General features: G+C 48.5%; 20 protein-coding genes. 12 read left to right on the forward strand and 8 right to left on the reverse strand.

Annotated features, from left to right (window positions below; translation table 11 throughout):
- Positions 1 to 11: 11 nt before the first annotated feature.
- The 4 genes from SE18_RS07970 (at position 12) to SE18_RS07985 (ending at position 3,636) form a co-directional block, all read left to right on the forward strand.
- Complete coding sequence (locus SE18_RS07970; protein WP_054533908.1) at positions 12 to 488, forward strand: PaaI family thioesterase; 477 nt, start codon at positions 12 to 14, stop codon at positions 486 to 488.
- A gap of 142 nt (positions 489 to 630) precedes the next feature.
- The gene (locus SE18_RS07975) at positions 631 to 1,587 is read left to right on the forward strand and encodes a hypothetical protein (protein WP_152976579.1); all 957 of its coding nucleotides are present in this window, start codon (positions 631 to 633) and stop codon (positions 1,585 to 1,587) included.
- 137 nt (positions 1,588 to 1,724) lie between these two features.
- Positions 1,725 to 2,651 carry a hypothetical protein gene (locus SE18_RS07980; protein ID WP_054533910.1) on the forward strand — a complete coding sequence of 309 codons (927 nt, stop codon included), beginning with the start codon at positions 1,725 to 1,727 and terminating at the stop codon, positions 2,649 to 2,651.
- Positions 2,652 to 2,685: 34 nt separating this feature from the next.
- On the forward strand, positions 2,686 to 3,636 hold the full coding sequence (locus tag SE18_RS07985; RefSeq protein ID WP_054533911.1) for a hypothetical protein: 951 nt from the start codon (positions 2,686 to 2,688) through the stop codon (positions 3,634 to 3,636).
- A 55-nt stretch (positions 3,637 to 3,691) separates the two neighbouring features.
- On the opposite strand, the gene SE18_RS27420 is transcribed toward SE18_RS07985, so the two are convergent.
- Entirely contained in the window at positions 3,692 to 3,859 is a 168-nt protein-coding gene (locus tag SE18_RS27420; protein ID WP_160319480.1) for a hypothetical protein, read from the reverse strand.
- A gap of 63 nt (positions 3,860 to 3,922) precedes the next feature.
- Entirely contained in the window at positions 3,923 to 4,936 is a 1,014-nt protein-coding gene (locus tag SE18_RS07990; RefSeq protein WP_054533912.1) for a class I SAM-dependent methyltransferase, read from the reverse strand.
- 132 nt (positions 4,937 to 5,068) lie between these two features.
- Between SE18_RS07990 and SE18_RS07995 the strand changes: the two genes are divergently transcribed.
- Entirely contained in the window at positions 5,069 to 5,989 is a 921-nt protein-coding gene (locus SE18_RS07995) for a glycosyltransferase family 2 protein (protein ID WP_054533995.1), read from the forward strand.
- Positions 5,967 to 7,403: an undecaprenyl-phosphate glucose phosphotransferase gene (locus SE18_RS08000; protein WP_083469779.1), complete on the forward strand. Its 1,437-nt coding sequence runs from the start codon at positions 5,967 to 5,969 to the stop codon at positions 7,401 to 7,403. Before SE18_RS07995 ends, SE18_RS08000 begins: the two co-directional genes overlap by 23 nt.
- A gap of 217 nt (positions 7,404 to 7,620) precedes the next feature.
- Here SE18_RS08000 and SE18_RS08005 read toward each other — a convergent pair whose 3' ends face one another.
- Positions 7,621 to 9,144: an MFS transporter gene (locus SE18_RS08005; RefSeq protein WP_054533914.1), complete on the reverse strand. Its 1,524-nt coding sequence runs from the start codon at positions 9,142 to 9,144 to the stop codon at positions 7,621 to 7,623.
- A 560-nt stretch (positions 9,145 to 9,704) separates the two neighbouring features.
- Between SE18_RS08005 and SE18_RS08010 the strand changes: the two genes are divergently transcribed.
- On the forward strand, positions 9,705 to 10,448 hold the full coding sequence (locus SE18_RS08010; RefSeq protein ID WP_152976580.1) for a hypothetical protein: 744 nt from the start codon (positions 9,705 to 9,707) through the stop codon (positions 10,446 to 10,448).
- Between the two features lie 170 nt (positions 10,449 to 10,618).
- Positions 10,619 to 12,397 (forward strand): prenyltransferase/squalene oxidase repeat-containing protein, encoded by a 1,779-nt coding sequence (locus tag SE18_RS08015; protein WP_152976581.1) that lies wholly within the window; start codon positions 10,619 to 10,621, stop codon positions 12,395 to 12,397.
- Here the strand turns inward: SE18_RS08015 and SE18_RS08020 are convergent.
- From SE18_RS08020 to SE18_RS08035, 4 genes are all read right to left on the reverse strand, one after another.
- Positions 12,394 to 12,840 (reverse strand): Rrf2 family transcriptional regulator, encoded by a 447-nt coding sequence (locus tag SE18_RS08020; RefSeq protein WP_054533917.1) that lies wholly within the window; start codon positions 12,838 to 12,840, stop codon positions 12,394 to 12,396. The genes SE18_RS08015 and SE18_RS08020 overlap by 4 nt on opposite strands.
- Before the next feature lie 120 nt (positions 12,841 to 12,960).
- Complete coding sequence (locus tag SE18_RS08025; RefSeq protein WP_054533918.1) at positions 12,961 to 13,593, reverse strand: hypothetical protein; 633 nt, start codon at positions 13,591 to 13,593, stop codon at positions 12,961 to 12,963.
- Complete coding sequence (locus SE18_RS08030; RefSeq protein ID WP_054533919.1) at positions 13,590 to 14,312, reverse strand: DUF1990 domain-containing protein; 723 nt, start codon at positions 14,310 to 14,312, stop codon at positions 13,590 to 13,592. Before SE18_RS08030 ends, SE18_RS08025 begins: the two co-directional genes overlap by 4 nt.
- The gene (locus SE18_RS08035; protein ID WP_054533920.1) at positions 14,305 to 14,946 is read right to left on the reverse strand and encodes a DUF1990 family protein; all 642 of its coding nucleotides are present in this window, start codon (positions 14,944 to 14,946) and stop codon (positions 14,305 to 14,307) included. The genes SE18_RS08030 and SE18_RS08035 overlap by 8 nt, the downstream gene beginning before the upstream one ends.
- Positions 14,947 to 15,295: 349 nt before the next feature.
- Here SE18_RS08035 and SE18_RS08040 point away from each other — a divergent pair, with 349 nt between their 5' ends.
- Positions 15,296 to 17,689, forward strand: coding sequence for a spermidine synthase family protein (locus SE18_RS08040; RefSeq protein WP_054533921.1), 2,394 nt, complete (start codon positions 15,296 to 15,298; stop codon positions 17,687 to 17,689).
- Positions 17,690 to 17,903: 214 nt separating this feature from the next.
- Here SE18_RS08040 and SE18_RS08045 read toward each other — a convergent pair whose 3' ends face one another.
- Positions 17,904 to 19,139 carry an ammonium transporter gene (locus SE18_RS08045; protein ID WP_054533922.1) on the reverse strand — a complete coding sequence of 412 codons (1,236 nt, stop codon included), beginning with the start codon at positions 19,137 to 19,139 and terminating at the stop codon, positions 17,904 to 17,906.
- Positions 19,140 to 19,239: 100 nt separating this feature from the next.
- On the opposite strand from SE18_RS08045, the gene SE18_RS27425 reads away from it, so the two are divergent.
- The 3 genes from SE18_RS27425 to SE18_RS08055 all read left to right on the forward strand — a co-directional run bounded on the left by SE18_RS27425 (position 19,240) and on the right by SE18_RS08055 (position 21,121).
- Positions 19,240 to 19,377, forward strand: a complete 138-nt coding sequence (locus SE18_RS27425; protein ID WP_160319481.1) for a hypothetical protein — start codon at positions 19,240 to 19,242, stop codon at positions 19,375 to 19,377.
- A gap of 311 nt (positions 19,378 to 19,688) precedes the next feature.
- Positions 19,689 to 20,075 carry a hypothetical protein gene (locus SE18_RS08050; RefSeq protein WP_054533923.1) on the forward strand — a complete coding sequence of 129 codons (387 nt, stop codon included), beginning with the start codon at positions 19,689 to 19,691 and terminating at the stop codon, positions 20,073 to 20,075.
- A gap of 14 nt (positions 20,076 to 20,089) precedes the next feature.
- Positions 20,090 to 21,121, forward strand: a complete 1,032-nt coding sequence (locus tag SE18_RS08055) for a GNAT family N-acetyltransferase (RefSeq protein WP_054533924.1) — start codon at positions 20,090 to 20,092, stop codon at positions 21,119 to 21,121.
- The last annotated feature ends 102 nt before the right edge of the window (positions 21,122 to 21,223 follow it).

Genomic DNA, 21,223 nt, shown 5'->3' on the forward strand with positions numbered 1-21,223 from the left:
GAGCAGCACTGATGGTTTCAACGACGCAACCAGCCTTCCAAGATCAATTGCAGGGCAATCATTGTTGGGGCTGTGGCAAGGATAATCCGCATGGTTTGCAGATCAAAAGCTATTGGGATGGGGCTGACGCTATTTGCCATTGGCAACCACAAGCTTGGCATTGCGCCTCGCCAACCCATGTGCTCAATGGCGGGATTATCGGTGCCTTGATCGATTGCCATTCAATTATCAGTGCCATGGCCTTGGCTGCTCAACAGGCAGGGGTTGCACTCAGCAGCCCTTCGCCAATTTGGTATGTCACTGGCAAACTCGAAATTGCCTATCATAAACCAACCCCGCTTGGCCCAAGCGTTGCCTTACGCGCCCGCTTCGCTGTGCAAAGCGAACGTAAAACCTTGGTAACTTGCACGTTAAGCGCAGACGATCAGCTGTGTGCAACTGGCACGGTGTTGGCCGTGCGCGTGCCCAGCGAATGGATGCAGTCCTAGGCACTGCTGCGCTTGCTCCCCATTCCTCAAGCCCCTCGTTTATGCAATAGGCGAGGGGCTTTGAGCACGTAACCTTCTTGGTTGCTATTGCGTAGAGCTTGCCAAGCAATTCGATTGACGATCAAACATAAAGGGGTTGTGTATGGACGAGGAATGGGATAGTAACAGCGGACGGCGACCATCAATGAGTGAATTTATTGATCGGGCGCAACGCAATTTCGCCGTTAACATGCAAGCCTTAGAACCAGATCCCAACGCCGATCCCCTTACTCAACTTGATCAACAATGGATTCAAGAGAGCGTCAAATATACAGGGATGCAGGTATCGCGCGATGGTTCTGGCAGGCCAATCAGTCAAGAGCGCAATCTAAAAATTGTCATTGGGGTGTTCGTAGTTATGACCGTTTTTATGCTAGGCGTGTTTTTTATCAGCGTAACAACGGTTAATCCTGGTATGTTTTGTTTTGGTCTCGTATTATTGCTGTTTGTGGCGATTTCAGGCTGGGGGGTGCGCCAGCAGTTGCGCTTTGCCCAAGCCAAGAAGGCCTATTTAGCCCAACGGGCCGAATTGATTGAGCGCTTACGCCTTAAACCAGAAGCAACGCCGCCAGCACCAGTAGTTGAAAAATTGTTTAGCGATCAATCCTATCGCATGTCGCCAGCCGCTCAAATTCGCCAGTTACAAGATTATTATCGCGGCTTGGACGATCTAGCCCACTATCAACAGTCGGTCAACGCTATCATTGCGCGGGCGCCAGAACAACAACAGCGCTATCTCAGGGCACTGGCAGAAATCGAAGCCGAATGGGTTCAGCAACGGCTTAAGTTTACTCGGCTTCGAATTGGCCGCAAGCGTTATCAGGCTAGAAAACCGTTGAATATTGGGGCAATGGTGTTGATCTATAGCCTCTTTGGCCTCTTTGGAATTATCCAATATGCGCCTCGTGGGCATTGGGGTGGGTTGCTGATCTGGCTTGGCATGCTTAGTTTGATTGGTTTTATCACGATCTATGGCGAGCAACAGACCCAAGGCTATCGAAAACTAGAAGCAGAATTTACTGAACGCCGCAAGCAACTCCATAGCCGTTTTCGTGATTAAGCTCCGCGATTAAATGGACATCAATTAATATCTCTGTCGTAACCTTCCTGTTAGCGTCGCGTATACTCTAACAGGAAGGTCTTTCGTAGTTAAATAGCTAAAAAATAAAATGTATTTGAACGTTAAGGAGCAAAAAAATGGCAAAATTAACTAATCTTCAGGCAATCCTTGCAGAAGCCTACAAAACCCAACTCGAAATTGAAAAATCTTTAGAACCCGATCCCAATGCAGATCCAGTTACCCAACTGGACCAAGCATGGCGCAAAGAACAAGTCAAGTACCTCGGAATTGAGAATGTTTTCTATTCAAAACCACGTGGCAACCCGATTGTGGTCATTCTTATGGCTGGATTGATCTTTATCACCGGTTTAGCCTTGTGGAATAAGGCAGTCGAAGCCTCATCAATAACAATGTATATTGGATCTGTTTTATTTATTGGAACTAGCCTAATAAGTTTGTTTTCGCTACGCAATCTGATCAGATTTAAGCTTGGCGAGAAGCGCTATTTGCAAAAACGTACTGATTTAATCGAAAAATTTGGCTATCCTGCGCAAGCAGTTGCATTGCCAATCGCAGCCCAACGATTAAGCTATTCATGGCCCAAAAAGAGCCGCTCGGAAGCTGAAAGTCGCTTTCATGAACTGCAAGCAGAGCATTATGAGTCCGCAAAGCGCGATCAGGCCTATCGTGATCAAATTCAGCGTTTCATTGCACATGCGCCTGAGGCCGATCAGCGCTATCTCAATGAACTAGCCCAATTGGAATTAAGTTGGGTTCAAGAACGCTTTAGCTATCTGAACTATAATCATAAGGCGGGCTATTATCAATCGCCGACCTCGTTGGGCCCTTGGATTGTATTGGGGCTTGGATTGGGAATCATTGGGTTTGGAATTATGCTTGCAGCAGAGGGCAAACCATTGATTAATATTGTACTTTGTTGTCTTTTTGGGTTAATGATGGTCGGTGGTTTTACTTCAGTGCGGAAGCAATCGCTTTCATTTGATGCAGCAGAGCAACGCTATTTTGCCCAACGCCAACAGCTGAGCCACGATTATGGCCGCTAACGCGATTAGCTGATTATTTGAAATGAGGCAACCAATGCTCGAACTAACCACGATTGACCCATTGACCGACCAGGCTGTTCGTTTCGAACCCAATTCAGAAGCGCTTGATCCCTTAGATGCACTTGATCAGCAGTGGGAGCAAGAACGGATTACATATGTTGGTGAACATAACGCTGATCCGCGGATTAAGCTTGCTAGCATCCCAATGCTTGGGGCGTTGCTCTGGATGTTGCTGATGTTTGGGGCAATGGCAGTGCGCGAGGCGATTAACCAAGTTGATCTTCGCTTTTTGCTGGTAAGCCTTGTATTGGTTGGCTTGGGTGTTGTGCTGAGTTTTGGATTGCGGGCGGGTATTCGTCTGCGCTTGGCTGAGCACCGCTATCTTAAACAGCGAGCAGCCTTAGCCAAAGCGCTGAATCGACCAAGCAAACCACAGCAATTAACGCCCAAACAACGCATCTCTGCTCCAACAAACCCCTATGCCAGCCAATGGACTGCTGCCGAACAACAAATCTATGCGCTGCAAGAATTGCACTATGCTGAGCTAAAACGCGATAAACACTATCACGCAAGCATCCAACGGATCATTGTTGATGCCCCCAAAACTGAGCAGGCCTACCTGACTGAATTGGTGCAATTAGAGCAACGTTGGCTCAATGAGCGATTGCGCTATCATACTATCAAACCTTATTATAGCGCGCATCCGGAGCGCCCCGATGAAGATGGAGCGTATCCAATTCGGCTTGAGTTGAATAGTTTGCTTGCCTTCGGCGCTGGGCTTGGGCTAGCGGGCTTGGGGATTTGGCTTGCTTGGAAGGATTCAAGTGCCCTGTTAAACGGAATGTCATTCATTGCGATGGGAGTTGTTTTTATCACAGTGGCATGGGAGCTGTGGCGCACAAAGCCAAATCTCCAGCAAGCAGAACAGCGTTATCTACAACAACAATATGCCTTGGCCCAAAAGTATCGTCGCTTTAATCCATAAGCAAGCGATCTGATGTACGGGGTTTATGCCCTACACATCAGATCGCTTGCTTAGTTTAGCGTTTTTGTTCGCCCTCGGCGGCCTGACGGCGGAGCAATTCGAGGACTTTGGTTTGCGGCAGGCCGGTTTGGGCCGCCAAGCGAGCGATCTCCAGTGAAAGCTCACGCGGATTTAGGGCCAAGATCCGTTTGGCTTCGGTGGCTTGGGTCTTTTTATCAATCATCGCGGAACTCCTATGTTGGCTCAAAACTGAGCTACCCTCATTGTAGCGCAAATAGATTAAGCTTCAAGTTCGCTTAAGTTTATTGAGCATACGCATGGCTCGGCCATTATTCACCGCGTTGAGGCGTTGCTCAAGGTGTTCGAGGTATTGATTTTTAATTTCAAGCGTAGCTTCGAGGCGGCGAATATACTGATTCATGCTTTGGAGTTGTGTGGCAAGCTCGGCATGATCGGCCTCAAACCACGCAAGTTTTTGGCTGGTTTGCTCCAGCTGGGCTTGTAATTCGGCATTATGGCGGCTTTGGGCATTGCGCGTAGGTTTGGCTGCATAGATCGTCAGAAACAAATACTCTGCTGATTCATCGCTATACAACACCTCAAAGCCAGCTTTTTCCAAAACCATGGTTAAGGTTGCAGCAGTATAGTGAACTGGATGCGAGGCACAAAAAATATGTAAGCCATTGCCACGGCGCAGATATTCATCGGCAAAACTATAGGCGGGAACTTGAATGGCCAAAACGCCATCGGGCGTGAGCAAATCGTAAAGTTGTTGCAGCATCTGAACTGGCTGATGCAGATGTTCAACGACATGCCAACAGGTAATCAAATCAAACAATTGGCCTTCTGGCAAGGCTTCGAGATTGGGATAGATTGGAAAGCCAAAGCGTTCGCGGGCCGCTGCTGCTGAAACCAGCGATAATTCCACGCCGCTTGGCTGCCAACCGCGGCGGGCTGCTGCCGCCAACAAATAGCCGCGATTACAGCCAACATCGAGAATCGAACGCGGCTTGAGGTCGGTCATTGTTTCAAGCCAAGCAATGATTTCCTCGCGGTCATCAACTGCTTGGGCCTGTTGCGCAGCATCATAATCGTAAACATCGCTTTGATCTTCAAGCATATGAATGCCTGCTAAACTCAGGCGTGGATTAAGGTAGACCACCGAGCAGCTAAGGCATTGATTGAGCGTTACGCCTATTTCAAGATGGGGTTCTGGGTAATGGGCCACAAAGCGTGCCTCTGGGTGTTGACAAATAGGGCAGGCATTAATCGATTCGATTGGGAACGCTTGAGTCGTCACAGCACAATCCTTTCGCTATAAAGTTGGATGGTGCATCGCTTGGGATGCTGAGTGCTTGCCCATTATACCAACGCTGATTGTTACGCAAGCGATACAATGGCGCTTGATATTATGCAGTATAATTGGCACGCTATGAAACATATTGCTGTTGTGATTCTTAATTTTAATTCGGGCGATGTATTGAAGCCCTGTTTAGCTTCATTGGCTGAGCAAGACTGGGATGGTCGGCTTGATGTCTGGGTGGTTGATAATGCCTCAGCAGACTCTAGCGTGGCGATGGTGCGCGAGCAGTTTGCTTGGGTGCGCCTGATCGTATCGCCGGAAAATATTGGTTTTTCTGCGGGCAATAATCTCGCCTTGCGCCAGATTGTGGCTGAAACCCCAACGCCTGAGGGAGTTTTAGTGCTCAACCCAGATACGGTCGTGCCAAGCAATGGTATTTCTGGCTTGGTTGCGGCTTTGGTTGAACGGCCAAAAGCGGGAATTGTTGGGCCAAAGTTGGTGCTGGCTGATGGCTCGCTCGACCTTGCATGTCGGCGCTCGTTTCCTTCTGCCGAGGTTGCGCTCTACCGCATGATTGGCCTATCGGCGCTTTTTCCACGCTCGCCGCGCTTTGGCCGCTACAATATGACCTATCTTGATCCTGATGTGACAACCGAAGTTGATTCGATTGTTGGCGCAGCAATGTTGTTGCGCACTGAAGTGTTGCGCGATGTGGGCTTGCTCGATGAAGCCTTTTTTATGTATGGCGAAGATCTCGATTGGTGTTATCGCACCAAAAGCTATGGCTGGCAAGTTTGGTACGATCCACGAGTAACCATTTTGCATTATAAACGGGTTTCGAGCACACGGCGCGCAGTGCCCTCGATTCGGGCATTTTATGATGCGATGCGGATTTTTCATCGCAAACATTATGAGGCGACGACGCTTGCGCCGTTAAATTGGTTGATTTATCTAGGCATTAGATTAAAAGAATGGCAAGCGTTAGTGCGCAATCGATTGCGCCCGTTAGCCTCTCGGCGAGCAATCCATGGCAACAACAAGAATGCTTAATCAAACAACCGTCGTTACGCGCCGCTATCGCTATGTTGTGCTATTGCTGCTGATTAGCTGCGATATTATTGGCGTGAACGGTGGTTTTTTCTTAGCTTATTACCTTAATCTCGATGCGATTGTGCGCGAATTTCAGCCGCCAAGTGCTGGCCAAGTGCTGCTGACGTTGGCAGTGTTGAATGCCTTGTTTGGCACGCTGTTTACGGCCAATGGGCTGTATCGCATGCAGCGTGGTGGCTCGCGCATCGATGAAGGCTACCATATTTTTCGGGCGATTGCGATCGGCACGGTTATGTTTATTGCGCTCAATACCGTGTTCCCGCTGCTCAATATCACGACCCAAACCTTGGTTTATGGCTGGATTTTGGCGATTATTCTGACGACGATCTTACGTTTGCTCTATCATCAGGGCATTGGCCAGCTACGTTTGCGTGGCTATGATACGCGGCGGGTTTTGATTGTTGGGGCTGGCGAAATTGGCCAATTGGTCTATCGCCAGATGAGCAAAGTGCCAACCTTGGGCTACCAAATTATTGGCTTTCTCTCCAACGATATTCCGACTGGCCAACAAGTGCTTGATGATGTGCCAGTGTTGGGCAAACGCGCCAAACTGGGCTTAGCAGTGCGCACCTGTGCGATCGATGAAGTGATTATTGCGGTTAGCGGAGCCTCATATAACGATATTTTCGATTTAGTTTCGCAAATTGACGATGAAAGTGTGGCGATTAAAATTTATCCTGATGCGTTTCAATTGATCACCAATAATGAAGTCTCGGTTGGTGAATTGAGTGGGTTGCCGCTAATTACCTTGCGGGCTGTGCCGCTTGATCGCCAATTGAACCGCACGATTAAGCGCTTGCTTGATGTGGCGGTTTCGGCGGCAGTCTTAATTATGCTTTCGCCGTTGTTGCTGTTAATTGGCATTTTGATCAAAATTGATTCGCCAGGCCCAGCGTTTTTTATTCAAGAACGGGTTGGGCGTGATGGTCGGCCATTTAAGATGATCAAGTATCGTTCGATGCGAACTGATGCTGAAAAAATGGGCACCTGGACAACGCCAAATGATGATCGGCGCACGCGGTTGGGCACCTTCTTGCGGCGCTTCTCAATCGATGAACTGCCACAATTTATCAATGTGTTGTTGGGCGATATGAGTGTGGTAGGGCCACGGCCTGAGCAACCGCGCTATGTGGCCCAATTTAGCGAGCAAATTCCGCGCTATATGCATCGCCATCGCGAAAAGGCTGGCATTACTGGTTGGGCACAAGTTAATGGCCTGCGTGGCGATACCTCAATCGAGGAGCGCACGCGCTACGATCTCTACTATATCGAAAATTGGTCGCCCATGTTCGATATTAAAATTATTATTCGTACTGCCTACGATGCGATTCGTGGCAATGAGAATGCCTACTAAACGTTTACTTGTAGTAATGGTAGGTTCTTAAAGAGACATGGTAATCGACCTTTATTGGCGATCACCACCCTTCCATCCCGCCTCAAGGCGGGAAACACAGGGGGCTTTAATCCCCCTGTACCCCCTAAATGGCAATCATTGGAATTGGGCAATCAAATGATGAACTATAGGATCATTCGCATAGGCTTTTCATTGCCTGCACCTCAATTAACATCGGTTAAGCAAACAGCGGTGTATCGCCTTCGCTGCGTTCGCGGGGCAGCCACCAAATTGGAATCAAGGCCAACAAACAAATGACGGCGGCAGCAAAAAAGGTGCTATGGTAGACCGTCATCTCATTTTGGGTGAATGCTGCTAGCGCCTTGCCATTCTCTAAGTCTTCGAGGGTTAATACCAAGCGACTGTTGAGGCTGTTACGATAGGCTAAACTCCACGAAGCTAAGGCTGAAACGCCCAAGGTAATGCCGACCATACGCAAGGCATTGAGCAAACCAGCTGCCGTGCCCATTGATTCGCGGGCAACATTGCCAATTGCGGCGGCGCTCAATGCTGGCAACACTAAGCCAAAGCCAGTTCCAGTAAGCAGCAAATAGAGCGTCAACATCCACTGGTTGGTTTCAAGGTTCCAAAAGCCAAGTAGGCTAAAACCCACCGCAGTGATGATCATGCCAAGGCTGGCAACCAAGCGCGCGCTGATCCGCCGCATTAACATTCCACCCAAAACAGCGCCAATCGGAATCATAACCGTCAAGCGCATAAGGGTTAAGCCGCCGCTGAGGGCATCGCCGGAGAGCACGGTGCCAACAAAAAACGGCACATTGACCATGCCAACAATTAAGGCCATGCCAACCAACAAATTGGTGATATTGGCGGCGCTAAATGCTGGAGTGCGAAAGGCGCTTAGTTCAATTAACGGCGTTTTGGTGCGGCGTTCCCACCAAATAAAGCCAATAAAACTAACCACCGTTAATGCCAATAGCCCAATTGTGAGCGGCGATGTCCACTCAACTGCATATTGGTCGAGATTGCCGCTTTCGGCGCTTGGCTCGACGGCAAGACTGCCAAGCGAGCGCGAAAGTGCAACCGTCAATGCAGTTAAACTGATTGCGATCAAGCCGCCGCCGACATAATCGACAGCCCCGCGATTGCCTTGCCGATTTGGCAACGTCCGAATAATCGCCCATGCCAGCACTGCACCCAACGGTACATTGAGCCAGAAAACCCAGCGCCAACCATCAACATCCAAAAGTTGAATTTGCGAGATCAGACCGCCATAGGCTGGGCCAAGCACTCCACCAGCTTCGCCAGCAGCGCCCATAATCCCCAAGGCTGTGGCATGATGGATTGGTTTAACTTCGTCCATGGCAATTGCAAGACCAATCGGCAAGACCGCACCGCCGCCGATGGCCTGCACGATGCGCCAAGCGACCAATGACCAAACGCTATTGGCCAAGGCACAGCCAATCGAGCCAACCACAAAAACGCCTAAAGCTGCCAAAAATAAGCGGCGATGGCCGTAGGCATCGGCGATGCGGCCAAGCAAGGGCATGGCGACTGTGTAGCCAAGCAAATAGCCAGTAATAACCCAAATGCCCTGTTCAAGTGCTTGATCGACGCTCAAACCCAAGGTGCTGACCACATTTGGTAAGACAGTGATCACCACCGTTTGGTCGAGTGCAGCCAGAAAAATAATCAGGGCTGTCCAAACAAGGCCCCATGGCCAGCGACGTGTTTCTGCCATATCGTTGGATTCCTACCGCTAGTTTCTCTTCGTGCTGCATCATAGCATGTAGCTTTGGCCCCCGACAAGGATTGTAACGAGCGTTAACAGATGATCGTCTTTTTGCGCTTGAAGTAGCAGTTATCAGCAATGATCTGGTACTCAATTGAACGAAAAATAAATTCTATCCAGAGCAGTAATTATCGATTAGTAGATTCCATAATCATTTATTAATTATAGATTAGAGATTTAGATAGATAGGAAATTATCTATTGACTTAAGATTTCAACCCATTTATAATCACATCGAAGAAGTGAGATGAGTTATCTAAATGAGGAATTTTGTAAACTCATCACAGAACTGTGACGAGTTTTTTATTTTAAACTATCTGATAGATTGAGGTGGGAGGTGCTTCGAGGAAAATCATATCTATCCACAATAACCATAGTGATCTAAATCTATTAATTTGAGGAATATTTGATTAATAAGCAAGGGTAAAATTGTTTGTTAATTCAATTAAATTAATAGAATAGATACGTTGCGGAAGATTACATTTTAATCGAATAGTAGAAGGATTTTTGATGATGAAGGTGCGGTTTTTACTTATACTTATGCTTGTAAGTATGGCTATGATGCTTAATACCCAACAGGCAAGTGCCAACGATCGTTCGGTCGACGTTGTGCATATTTCGGAAGAAGTGATTCAACTTGAGGGTCAGCAACCAGTAACCTTGCGCACGCTGGATTATGGTAGCTATAAGGTTAGCTATCTATTGCCACTGGATAAGCAAGCGCTTGATGTGAGCCAATTGGATAGCTTGAGCCAGCACCAAGAAGCTAAAACCCAAGCCCAAGCTGAGCAACCACAACCAAATCAACTCTCGGTGAATATTCGTCGCACAGCAACCCAATGGTCTCCAGATGGCAAAGCCAAAAGTTTTACATCGTTGAATGTTACCAAAACGACCTCGACAGCGACCAAACGGCTTAAAGTCACCAATGCCTACTCAAGCCTTTCATTCTACAACAATGGCAATGCTGATGTTATTAGTATGGTCAACCAAGTGTGTTTTGAAGGTGTGACGTTCACCGTTTCGTTCCCGCCTGGAATGAGTGCCTCAAACTCATGTGGGAGCATTGGTCCATTCAACTATAACAACACAGCATTTGGCACAATCTCTGCTGCCGGACACGAGGCCAGTGGTTCGGCGTTTTATCCCACGCTCGAAGCAGTCAAACAAATTGACTCAAATGCGGCAACTAAGGGCAGTAGCACGTCAGTAGCAGTTAGTTCAGCCCGCATTTCCTATTGGGATAACCCCTAAATCAAGCGTTGTTTAAGCTTCGTTCGCTCAGCATCCTCGCTCATTCTGCTCCTCCACTCACACACGCGACATGCATGGTTTATTTACATAACGCCTAGCTGGTAAAACGTGTGTGCAACGATAGAGCATGCGTGCATAATCTATCGTTGCACGATGGTGTTGCTATCCTGATGAAATACTATCGAAGTTTGTGCTTACTGGTTTTGCTGTGGGGTTGTATGGCTCAAGCCGATCAGCCAGCCCTGATTCAGACCTCGCCTGGCTATCAGCAATGGCATGCTGCGACGAGCGCCTACCTTAAGACCGCCTATAAAGAAACCGGAACCTATGGGGTGATTAATCCAGCAATTCAATCGAATGGCTATTGGCTGTATCGCGGCTTACGCATCAATCAGACGCTTGGTGCGCAGCGCTTGCCCTTTGATCAAAGCGGGCAATGGGCGATTGATCGACTAACATTGATTATGGAGCAGCCAGAAAAAGCCTTTATATCGCTGCAATCAGAAAGTTTTTACTTGCTTGAGTCATTGGCAATCCTCAACATCGCCTTTCCAGAGCCACAAACATTGGCGAGCCTCATTCAAGCGTTGCAGCAACCACAAGGCTACTTTTTAGCGACAACCACCAGCCAAGCTGAACAACCTACCAATCAATCAGACTCTTTTGCAAGTACCTATTTTTCGCTGCGGATTCTTGATCGCTTAGGCTATCCCTATGCCTCCCATGATCAACTCTTCGCTTGGATTAAGACAGAATGGCGAGCGCGGCAACAAGCCAACGATCCAGGCAGTTTGGCCTCATTACTTGTATTGATTGAGTTGCTCAAGCCAACATCAGCATTGCCCACTGATTATAGCTGGGATTCAATTCTGAGCATGTATCGTGCGAAATCGAAAATCGCAACCAACTACAGCGATCTTGGGTTTGATCTGAGCGGAATGCTTGGATATGCAGAGTATACAGGGATTGCTGAGGCGTGGCTTGAGCAAGCAACGATCGACTTCATCAACGATCCGGTTCGTAATCATGATGGTTTGATCGTCGATTCCAATCAGACCCCTGATCTGTTGTTTTCAGAAATGTTGTATCGGGCAGCCCAAGCGCATCCAACGCTCGCGGTTAATCAGCAGCGGATGCAAGAGTTTCTGCAACGGCAGCTAATGCCCGATGGCAGTTTCTACCCGGTGGTTTTGTCTGAGGATGATGTGCTCACGACCGTCTTTGCCTATCAGTATGCCCGCTTATTCCCCGAATTACCATCAGCAGCAACTAGCGATCTGAATAGCGTTATAGCGCACTTGTTGGAAAAGCCGCAATTGAGGCTTGAAGAACTTTATAGTTTGAGCATGCTTGATGTTGCAAAACTCTCGGCTACGAATCAACAGCTGTTTGTGCAGCAGCTTGAACAGGCTAAGCCTAGTTCGGAAGCTGACTTGCAGCAATACTTTTTTTATCTTTCGGCGCTTAACAAACTAAAGCTCCCAATTACCGATTCGCTCAAACAACAGGTGATCAACGTCGTTGAGGGCTTTAAGCTTAATGGCAATTATGGGGTTGAAGGCACGATCACTGCCTATCATACGGCCATGGCAGTGATTCTGTATAGCTATCTCGGCTACAACGTAGATCAGCAAGCAGCGAATATTAATTGGATTCGTCAGTTTCTTGAAACGCTTGAGGCCCAAAACAGCCAAACATTTACCGTGCGTGAAGTCTATTTGCTGTTGCTAGCTTTGAATTTGCAAAATCAGCCGCTACCCCACGTTGAAGCATTAACAACATGGATGGCTGCTTGTCTTCCTCCAGCAGGCAATAGTTTGTATCAACCATTTGATCCAGCTCAACAGCAGCCCGATTTTTATGTTCTACCCTATACGTTAGCTGGATTGCGCTTGCTTGGGATCGATATTTATGATCAGCAAGTATTAAGTGGATTGATGCAACCCTAGCTTGGTTGAACTACTGGCGGCTTGGCTTGGGCCTGCATCTCGCGTACAACCTCTGCAAGGCTTTTGTTGGCTAGCACTTGTTGCATGGCAGCTTCGGCACTGCTAAAAATGCTGCTGAGCACTGGCTGAATCGTGCGCCCACAGCGGCAATCTTGGTTGGGCGAGCTGGCATGCAACGGTAAAATACGACAATTTTCGGTCGCATGATAAATATCGTTGAGGGTGATTTCGTGAGCAGCGCGCGCCAAACGAGTGCCACCATCGGCGCCATATTCGGTATGCACTAAGCCCGCTTTGTTCAATCGGCCCAAAATGCGCCGAATAACCACCGGATTGGTGTTAACGCTGGCTGCAATTGAGCTTGAGGAAAGAGCTTGATTAGCATTGGTTTCAAGCAGTGCCAAAATATGCACCGCTACAGCGAATCGACTGCTTGCACTCATGGTTTTTTGCCTCATTGTGAATATGAAACAAGTATAGTTACATTTTAACTAGCTGTCAATGAAGCTTAAATAGCGATTTGGTGGTGCTTTGATAACCAACCTGTCAATACCATTTTTCAACTAGGATGGCTCGTTGGGCGCAAACAAGCTTTCGATTGCAGTGCGTGGGCTGCTTAATATTGGAATTTTTTGTTGACATAATTTCGCTGCATTAGCCATTGATGCTTGCGCTAAAACAATCACATCGACGGCCTGAATGTGTTCAAGCTGCATGGCAATTTGCTGTAGATAGCTTGCTTGATCGTTGGCTAAAAAGGCTTGCCACGCAGCGGCACATAGGTATGTTTCGATCTGAATTGGTTTGGCTTGGGCAAGAGTATATAAAAGCTGTTTGGTTGGTTCAAGTGTGCTTTCCAGTGCCGCAACCACCGCTATCCGTGAGCCAAGCCCAATTGCCTGCTCGGCCATGGCGCGATCAACCCGCACAACCCGAGAGTTGAGCGTCTCGGCGAGGCCGCCAAGGGTCGAGCAGGTGCAAAGAATGTGCTCCATTCCTTGGGCTTGCAAATCGGCAATAATCTGGGCAAGTTGCTGGGCAATCGCCACGCTTAAGCCTTCGTGGCGCGCTTGCTCAAGCAAGGCTGGCACAACCACGTGCTCAACCGCACAGCGTGGCGCAATTTCAGCAATTAATTGATCAAAGGTTGCCACATGCACAGCGGCAGTATGGATTAAGCCTAATTTGTTGATCATTGTTTTTCGACGACTTCGGCCAATTGTTCAGCAGCCTCTGGATTGTTGGCGGTGCTTTGGATTGGAGTTTGTTGGCTGGTTTGGCTTGGCACCCCAGCCAAGGCTTCCTGAACCAAGGTTTGCATACGCTTCATCGCATCTCGCGCAAAGCGCAACTGCAAATGCCGCCCAAAGAGCTTAAAGCCAATCCAATAGATTGGGTTGCTAATCCGTCCAGTTTGCGAGAAGGCATGGATACGGAAGAGCACTTGGCCAGTTTCAATTATCTTAACAATGCTGAAATCAATTTGGCCGCGTTCGAAATGACCTTGCAAGGTTTGGTAGTTGTAACCCCAAATGCGCTCGGTGCCATGCTCGGTCTGGCGGGTTTCATCGATCACACCGCCAATTTTAACCCCAAAATAGAAGGTAAAGCCCAAAAAAGTGCCGCGCAGCAACATAATCCGCTGCTCTAGCGGCTGATCAGGAATAAAAATGCCGGTAATCAGATCTGGTGGTGGAAAGCGATATTCGCGTAGCACCGCGCAGGCTGCATGCCACGAGCCATGCGCTTGCGGCTCGCCTGGCTGTTCTGGTGGCAATTCAGCCTCATGATCATCAACATTCCAGCCATTTTCCTTGGTATATTCGTGGACGCGCTGCAAATCGAAATTCAGTTGTGCATCGCGATACGATTCGATTTGCTGGCGATATTGTTGCCATAAAGGTGTTTCAGTCATGGATCACTACCTCGCCCTCGGTTGTTTGTTCAATGGTGCTGGTTTGGATTTCGCCAAGCTGCTCTGCTTGGGCATACTCAACCACCCGTTCGCAAAAGGTGCGCCAAACCTGGGTCTGCACTGCTTTGCCAATTTTATAGGCCATTTCGACTAAGCCATCACGTGAACGAGCCTCGGAGCCAATTTCAAAGCGCCAGGTTTGGGCTTGCTCAGGGTGTGGTTTAAGCTCAAAGTGAATCTGACCTGCTTCTGGATGGCCTTCGAGCGTGCTGAAACTAAAACTTAACGCTTGGCTTTCGCGCACGCGTACCGAGCCATTCCACGGCCCCAAAATGGTTATATCATATTCATCGCCAACTTGCATTAGGCGCCCATCGCCAGTGGCTTTGCGAAAATCGGCAAATAAGCCTGGGCTGAAATCGGGCAGATTGGCCTTGATATATTTGACCAAGGCTTCTGGAGTTTGTTTAGGATCAACAAAATCGACCCAATAACGGCGGCGATAGAGCGAGCCGCTGCCTGCTTGTGGGCGTTGGGTTGTTTTGCCGCGTTTGAAACGCCGTTGCCAGAGTTGGCTTAGGCCGATGAATCCAAGCCCAAGCCCGAATACATAGATGATATGTCGTCGTTGCATGATTGACCTCATTGTAAACCGTGATTGATGTTAATTGAGGGCTTATGTATGCAAAAAGAGCACCACGAATTGCGCTGCTTGGAGGATGAGGCCGCTCGCTTAATATTCATGCTCAACGTGAGCAAGTACTGCACCTAGCGATGGCCTGAACCCAACATTCATCGAGTGTACCAAACGTTACTCACCCCAAAGTTGGATTGATTGGGGTAACCCTTAGTTGTTCTTTAATCAATTTAACCTATAATATGGGTTGTCCACCAGCAGGCATTGTTAACCAGTGACGCATTCGCACTCATCATCAATTTCATCCTCGGTATCGTTATGATTGTTCCTTATTGAGGTATTTGGCATGCCAATCTACTTTGGACTTTTTTTGATTGCCTTTGCAAGCCTGAGCGTAGAAATTTCGCTCTCCCGACTGCTCAGTGTTATGACCTGGTATCATCTGGCTTTTTTCGCGGTTTCAACGGCGATGCTCGGGATGACTGCTGGTGCAACAACCGTCTATTTAAAACCAGAACGATTTAGCCGTGAACGCTTGGCTGACTCTGCTGCGAAGGCCTGCTTAGGCTATGCTGGTTCGATTCCGGTTATGCTGCTTATCCTGTGTCGAATTCCGTTTGATACTGGATCGCCTGCCCAACGCATGCTTCAGATGGCGCTAGCGACTATTGCCTGTGCTTTGCCGTTTTATTTTGCTGGGATTGTGATCAGTGCGATTTTGACCAAATCGCCCTTGTCGATTAGTCGGCTGTATGGCAGCGATTTGATTGGCGCCGCGCTGGGATGTCTGTTTGTTTTGGGTGGATTAGCCTTCTTCGATGCTCCAAGCTTTATTTTGTTCTGCGGTGGACTTGGCGCAGTGGCCGCGCTCAGTTTTGCTTGGCGCAGCGCATCAGCTCGTTTGCGGCAACTTTGCTATGCAGTTGGCGGGGTGCTGATCGTTGCTGCACTGTTTAATCAATCAACGCAAGCCCTCATTCGCCCGCTCTATGTTAAAGGTTCGGCAGAAGATGCCAGCAATTTTCTTTCAGAAGAGTGGAATTCATTTTCGCGCGTTGTTGTCTACAACCAAGAAAACACCAGCCTCGAATACTGGGGGCCAAGCCCGCTGGCACCACAAAACTTATTACCCCAATATCAAATGAATATTGATGGTGCAGCAGGAACGTCAGTCCGTCAATTTTCTTCGCTTGCAGATATTGAGCACTTAAAATACGACGTGACGAATATGGTCTACTATTTGCGTCCGCAAGGCGCCGCTGCCGTGATTGGCGTTGGTGGTGGTCGCGATTTGCAAAGTGCAATTTTGTTTGGCCATGAGCAAGTCACCGGAATTGAACTGAACCCAATCTTTGTGGACTTACTCCAAACAAGGTTCAGAGAATTTGCTGGTTTGGCTGATCGGCCAGGCGTTTCTTTCGTGGTTGATGAAGCCCGAAGCTACTTATCACGGACTGACCAGCGCTATACCACCATTCAAATGTCGCTGATTGATACATGGGCCTCAACCGGAGCTGGCGCTTATTCGCTCTCCGAAAATGGGCTTTACACGGTTGAAGCCTGGCAAGTTTTCTTAGATCGGCTGACTGATGATGGTATTTTTACCGTATCACGCTGGTACTCGGCGGATAATGTTAATGAGACCGGTCGGGTTGTAAGTTTGGCGGTGGCAACCTTACAAAAGTATGGTATTACTGATCCAGCACGCCATATCGCCTTAATCGGCTCGGGCAAAGTCTCGACCTTGCTTTTGAGCCGCCAGCCATTCACAGACCAAGATATTGCTCAGCTACATAAAGTAACCACCGATTTACAATATAAGCTGCTGATTGTGCCTGGTACTCCTGCAGAAACCCCGGTTTTGCGCAACATTCTTGGCGCTACTTCGCTTGAAGAGTTATTTGCAGTTGTGCGTGATGAGCCATTAAATTACACGCCTACAACTGATGAAAACCCTTACTTTTTCAACATGTTGCGTCTTGATCGCATGGATGTAGCCTTAAATAAAACCACTGCCGACAATGGGGTAATTGATGGCAATCTTACGGCAACCTTAACGTTGGTAGGATTGATCATCTGTCTCTTGATCTTCGCCGTGATGACGATCGTGCTGCCACTCATCTTAAAAGCTCGCAACACAAGCGAGGCTTCTACGACGATTGTTTGGTCGGCAGCTGCCTATTTTTCGCTGATTGGCGCAGGCTTTATGTGTGTCGAAATTGCGCTCATGCAGCGACTCTCAGTATTTTTGGGTCATCCAGTCTATGCATTAGGCATTTTGCTCTTTACCATCATTGCCAGCACTGGGGTTGGTAGCTTTTTCAGCGAGCGCTTGCCATTAACCAAGAAGCCTTGGATTTTCGTGATGCCAATCGTGACAGCGTTGGCGATTCTTGGCATTCGCTTTGGGCTATCGGCGATTATTGCCGCCATGATCACTGCTCCCATGGCGACCAAGATTATGGTTTCGATCATCCTTATTTTTCCGTTGGGCTTACTGCTTGGCTTGTTCTTCCCAACAGGGATGCAGTTGGTTCGCTCAAGCGGCGCCACGGAAACGCCATGGTATTGGGCCTTGAATGGAATCTTTGGCGTGCTCTGCTCTGCTTCAGCAGTCTTGATTTCAATCTATTTCACGATTTCGGTTAACTTTTATATTGGGGTGGCTTGTTATAGCCTGCTTGTGCTCTGTCTGCGCCACATGCGCCAGGTTAATCTGGGCAATCCAAGCAGCGTCTAAGCCGCTGACCGCTGAGCCCTTGCCCCGCGTATGATTAAACGAAAAACCAGCGCTATGGGAAAACCCATAGCGCTGGTTGAACCAACCGACCTAAGCTTGGGCGCTCTTTGGCATGCGCAACCAAACAGCAACCATCGCGACGAACAAGACCAAAGCAATGATGAATTCCATAGTGTAGCTCCTTATCAAACTAGAAATGCTGTAACCCAATCAATTAGACACCCATCCGATAGGCGACTTCGCCGTGTTGGCTGCTATCCAACCCTTGTTCTTCTTCGGCCTCAGTAACCCGAATACCAAACAAGAGATCAACAACTTTGAGAATGCCCCAGGTCATTGCGCCAGCATAAACTGCTACAATGCCGACCGTGAGCGCTTGGACGCCAAGTTGGCTCCAGTTGCCTGCAAGCACGCCATCAGCGCCAGCTGGATTGATGCTCTTGGTAGCGAAAACGCCGACCAACAGTGCCCCAAGCAACCCGCCAACCCCGTGTACACCGAACACATCAAGCGCATCGTCGACCCGACCACGCACCAAGTTTTCGACCACAAAGTAGCAGATACCACCAGCCAAGAAGCCAATTAGCAACGAGGCCATTGGGGTCACAAAACCAGCAGCAGGGGTGATTGCAACCAAGCCAGCGACGGCTCCAGCTGAAGCACCAAGCACGCTTGGGCGTTTGTGTTGAATCCAGCCAGCGGTCATCCAAGCAAGCATTGCCATGGCTGCTGCTGAATTGGTATTGACAAAGGCTGAAACTGCCAAGCCACCAGCGCCCAACGAACTGCCTGCATTGAAGCCAAACCAGCCAAACCACAGCAAGGCGGTGCCAATCACAGTCATTGTGGTGTCGTGTGGCTCCATTGCTTCTTTGCCATAGCCTGAACGGCGGCCAAGCACCAAGGCACAAACCAAGGCCGAAACCCCTGAGGTAATATGCACAACCGTGCCACCTGCAAAATCCAACGCGCCTAATGAACGCAACCAACCGCCATCAGCCCAAACCCAGTGTGCTACTGGTGCATAAATTAAGGTCGACCAAGCCAATGAGAACACCACAAACGATTTGAAACGCTTGCGTTCTGCAAAGGCCCCAGAAATCAACGCTGGGGTAATGACCGCAAACATCATTTGATAGATCATAAAGGCTTGGTGCGGGATCGTTGCGGCGTAGGTTGGGTTTGGCTCGATGCCAACATTGCGCAAGCCAACCCAATCAAGGCTGCCAATCACGCCCCCAACATCAGGCCCGAATGCTAAACTATAGCCAAAGAGCACCCATTGCACACTGATTAAGGCCAACATAAAAAAGCTGTGCATCAAGGTTGAAAGCACGTTTTTCTTGCGAACCATCCCACCATAAAATAGCCCTAAGGCGGGGGTCATCAACATAACCAGGGCGGCTGAGAGAAGCACCCAAACGGTATCGGCTCCGTTAATCATTTCCATGCTGCGGGTCTCCCTAACTTGTGCTGAATGTCGAACGCTACCTGCTTGAACATTCGTGATCCGCAGCGCTGGGGATCATCGGATTGTGGATGAGTGTTGAATGGTTGAAGTTGGTTTTTGTTGGACACTTGTACAAAACGTACAAACAAAAACCGATTTTGACTTGCTTGGCAGCAATATGATGCTTGAAACTTGGTTAGCACTAAGCATAGCCGATCCAAATATGGGCTTGAATTAGCAAAATGCACGATCTTAATTGATTGTTAATTGTGCATGTTGTACAAAGAGATCAGCCAATCTAGGGTTGGCTAAAGTGCCTAAGTTTGTTGCAGTCAATGGCTGAATAGTAATAATTAATTAAGCTTTTGACCCACAGTTATGCGCAGATCTGCCAAACGCATGTTGGTTAGAGTGCTCAATAGGATAGGTTTTTATTTGACATAATTTAAAGGATGAGCACATCAAAGCATGCCAATATTTGGGACTTGACAAGGATATACTCCTGCTATATGCTCTTTGTATTCCATATGGAATACATAGGGAGGATATATGGCGGATATTGAGAAAGTATCGATTAATTTGAGTGTGGTCGATTTGGGTCAGATTGACCTCTTGGTCGATCAAGGCTTTTATTCCAGCAGAACTGATTTTTTTCGGGCGGCGGTGCGTACTCAACTTGGCGGCCACGACGAAGCAATTAAGCAAGCAGTTGTACGCACCTCATCGGTGTTAGGGGTCATTCTATTTGACCGCGAGCGCTTGGAGCGCATGCAACAGCATAACGAGCAAGCGCGAATTGTCGTGGTAGGCTTGCTGATTCTCAGCAACGATATTTCGGTTGAGCTAGCCCAAGCGACGATCAAATCGATCAAGGTTTATGGTGCATTGCGGGCTAGCCCTGAGGTTAAAGCAGCACTGGCTGATCGGATTCAATAAGCTGAGGAACTTTTATGCACTTAACAAGCTTCAGATTTGGCCATGCAAGCGAGGCCGACTATCGCGCGTTGGCCAAATTCGAGCAGCAAATTCGCCACGAGCGCACGCCCGCTGATCCGCCAATGACAACTGCCTTCTTGGTCAATATGTGGCAATGTATTCCCGATTTTGTCGATTATCGGGTTTGGGCCTTATGGGATGCAGGGCAGATTGTGGCGACTGGCATGCTGCATATGTTGCTGCTCGATACCAATCGTAATCTTGCAGACCTTAATCTCGCAGTGTTGCCTGGCCATCGTGGGCGGGGCTTGGCGCGGCGCTTATTGCGCGAAATGCTGCCAGTGGTGGTTGAAGCAGAACGCACAGTGATTGTTGGTACCACAACCCAAGCAGTTGCTGCTGGTGAGCATTTTGCCCAAAAGCTGGGGGCTGAAGCGCGGCTAAAAACCCAGATTAATCAATTAGTTCTGGCTGAAATTGACGAACAATTATTGCAGCAATGGCTCCAACCAAATCAGCAATTAAGCGCTCGCTTTGAACTGGGCATGTGGCAGGGGCCGTATCCTGAGGCCGAATTGGCAGCGATTGTGGCCTTGTATGAGGTTATGAATCAACAGCCCTACGATGATTTGGATTATGAGCCGTTGCATTTTAGCCCTGAGCAACTGCGCGAGCTTGAGCAAACTCAATTGGCCAATGGCATGCAACGCTGGACGTGTTATGTGCGCGAGCGGGCAACCAACGCTTTGGCTGGCTATACTGAAATTTTTTGGCATCGCGAACGACCGCATGTTGTTCAGCAAGGAGATACCGGTGTTTTTGAGCACTATCGTAATTACGGGCTAGGCCGTTGGCTTAAGGCAGCAATGGTTGATTATATGCGGCGTGAATTGCCAATGGTGCAGTTTGTACGCACAACCAACGCCAATTCGAACGCGCCAATGTTGAAAATCAACCAAGCCTTGGGCTTCAAGCCCTACTTGGCCCAAACCATGTGGCAAGGCTCGTTGGCCCAAATCCAACATTATCTTGATCAGGCTGAATAATTTTTGGTTGACATAAATATTTTTATTGGTACTAAAATGTCGTTAATTTTTTGATAGCAAATATTCTGCTATACAAAATCAAACGTATGACTACCAACGCTG

This window comes from Herpetosiphon geysericola (assembly GCF_001306135.1).
In the GTDB taxonomy this organism is placed as follows: Bacteria; Chloroflexota; Chloroflexia; order Chloroflexales; family Herpetosiphonaceae; genus Herpetosiphon; species Herpetosiphon geysericola.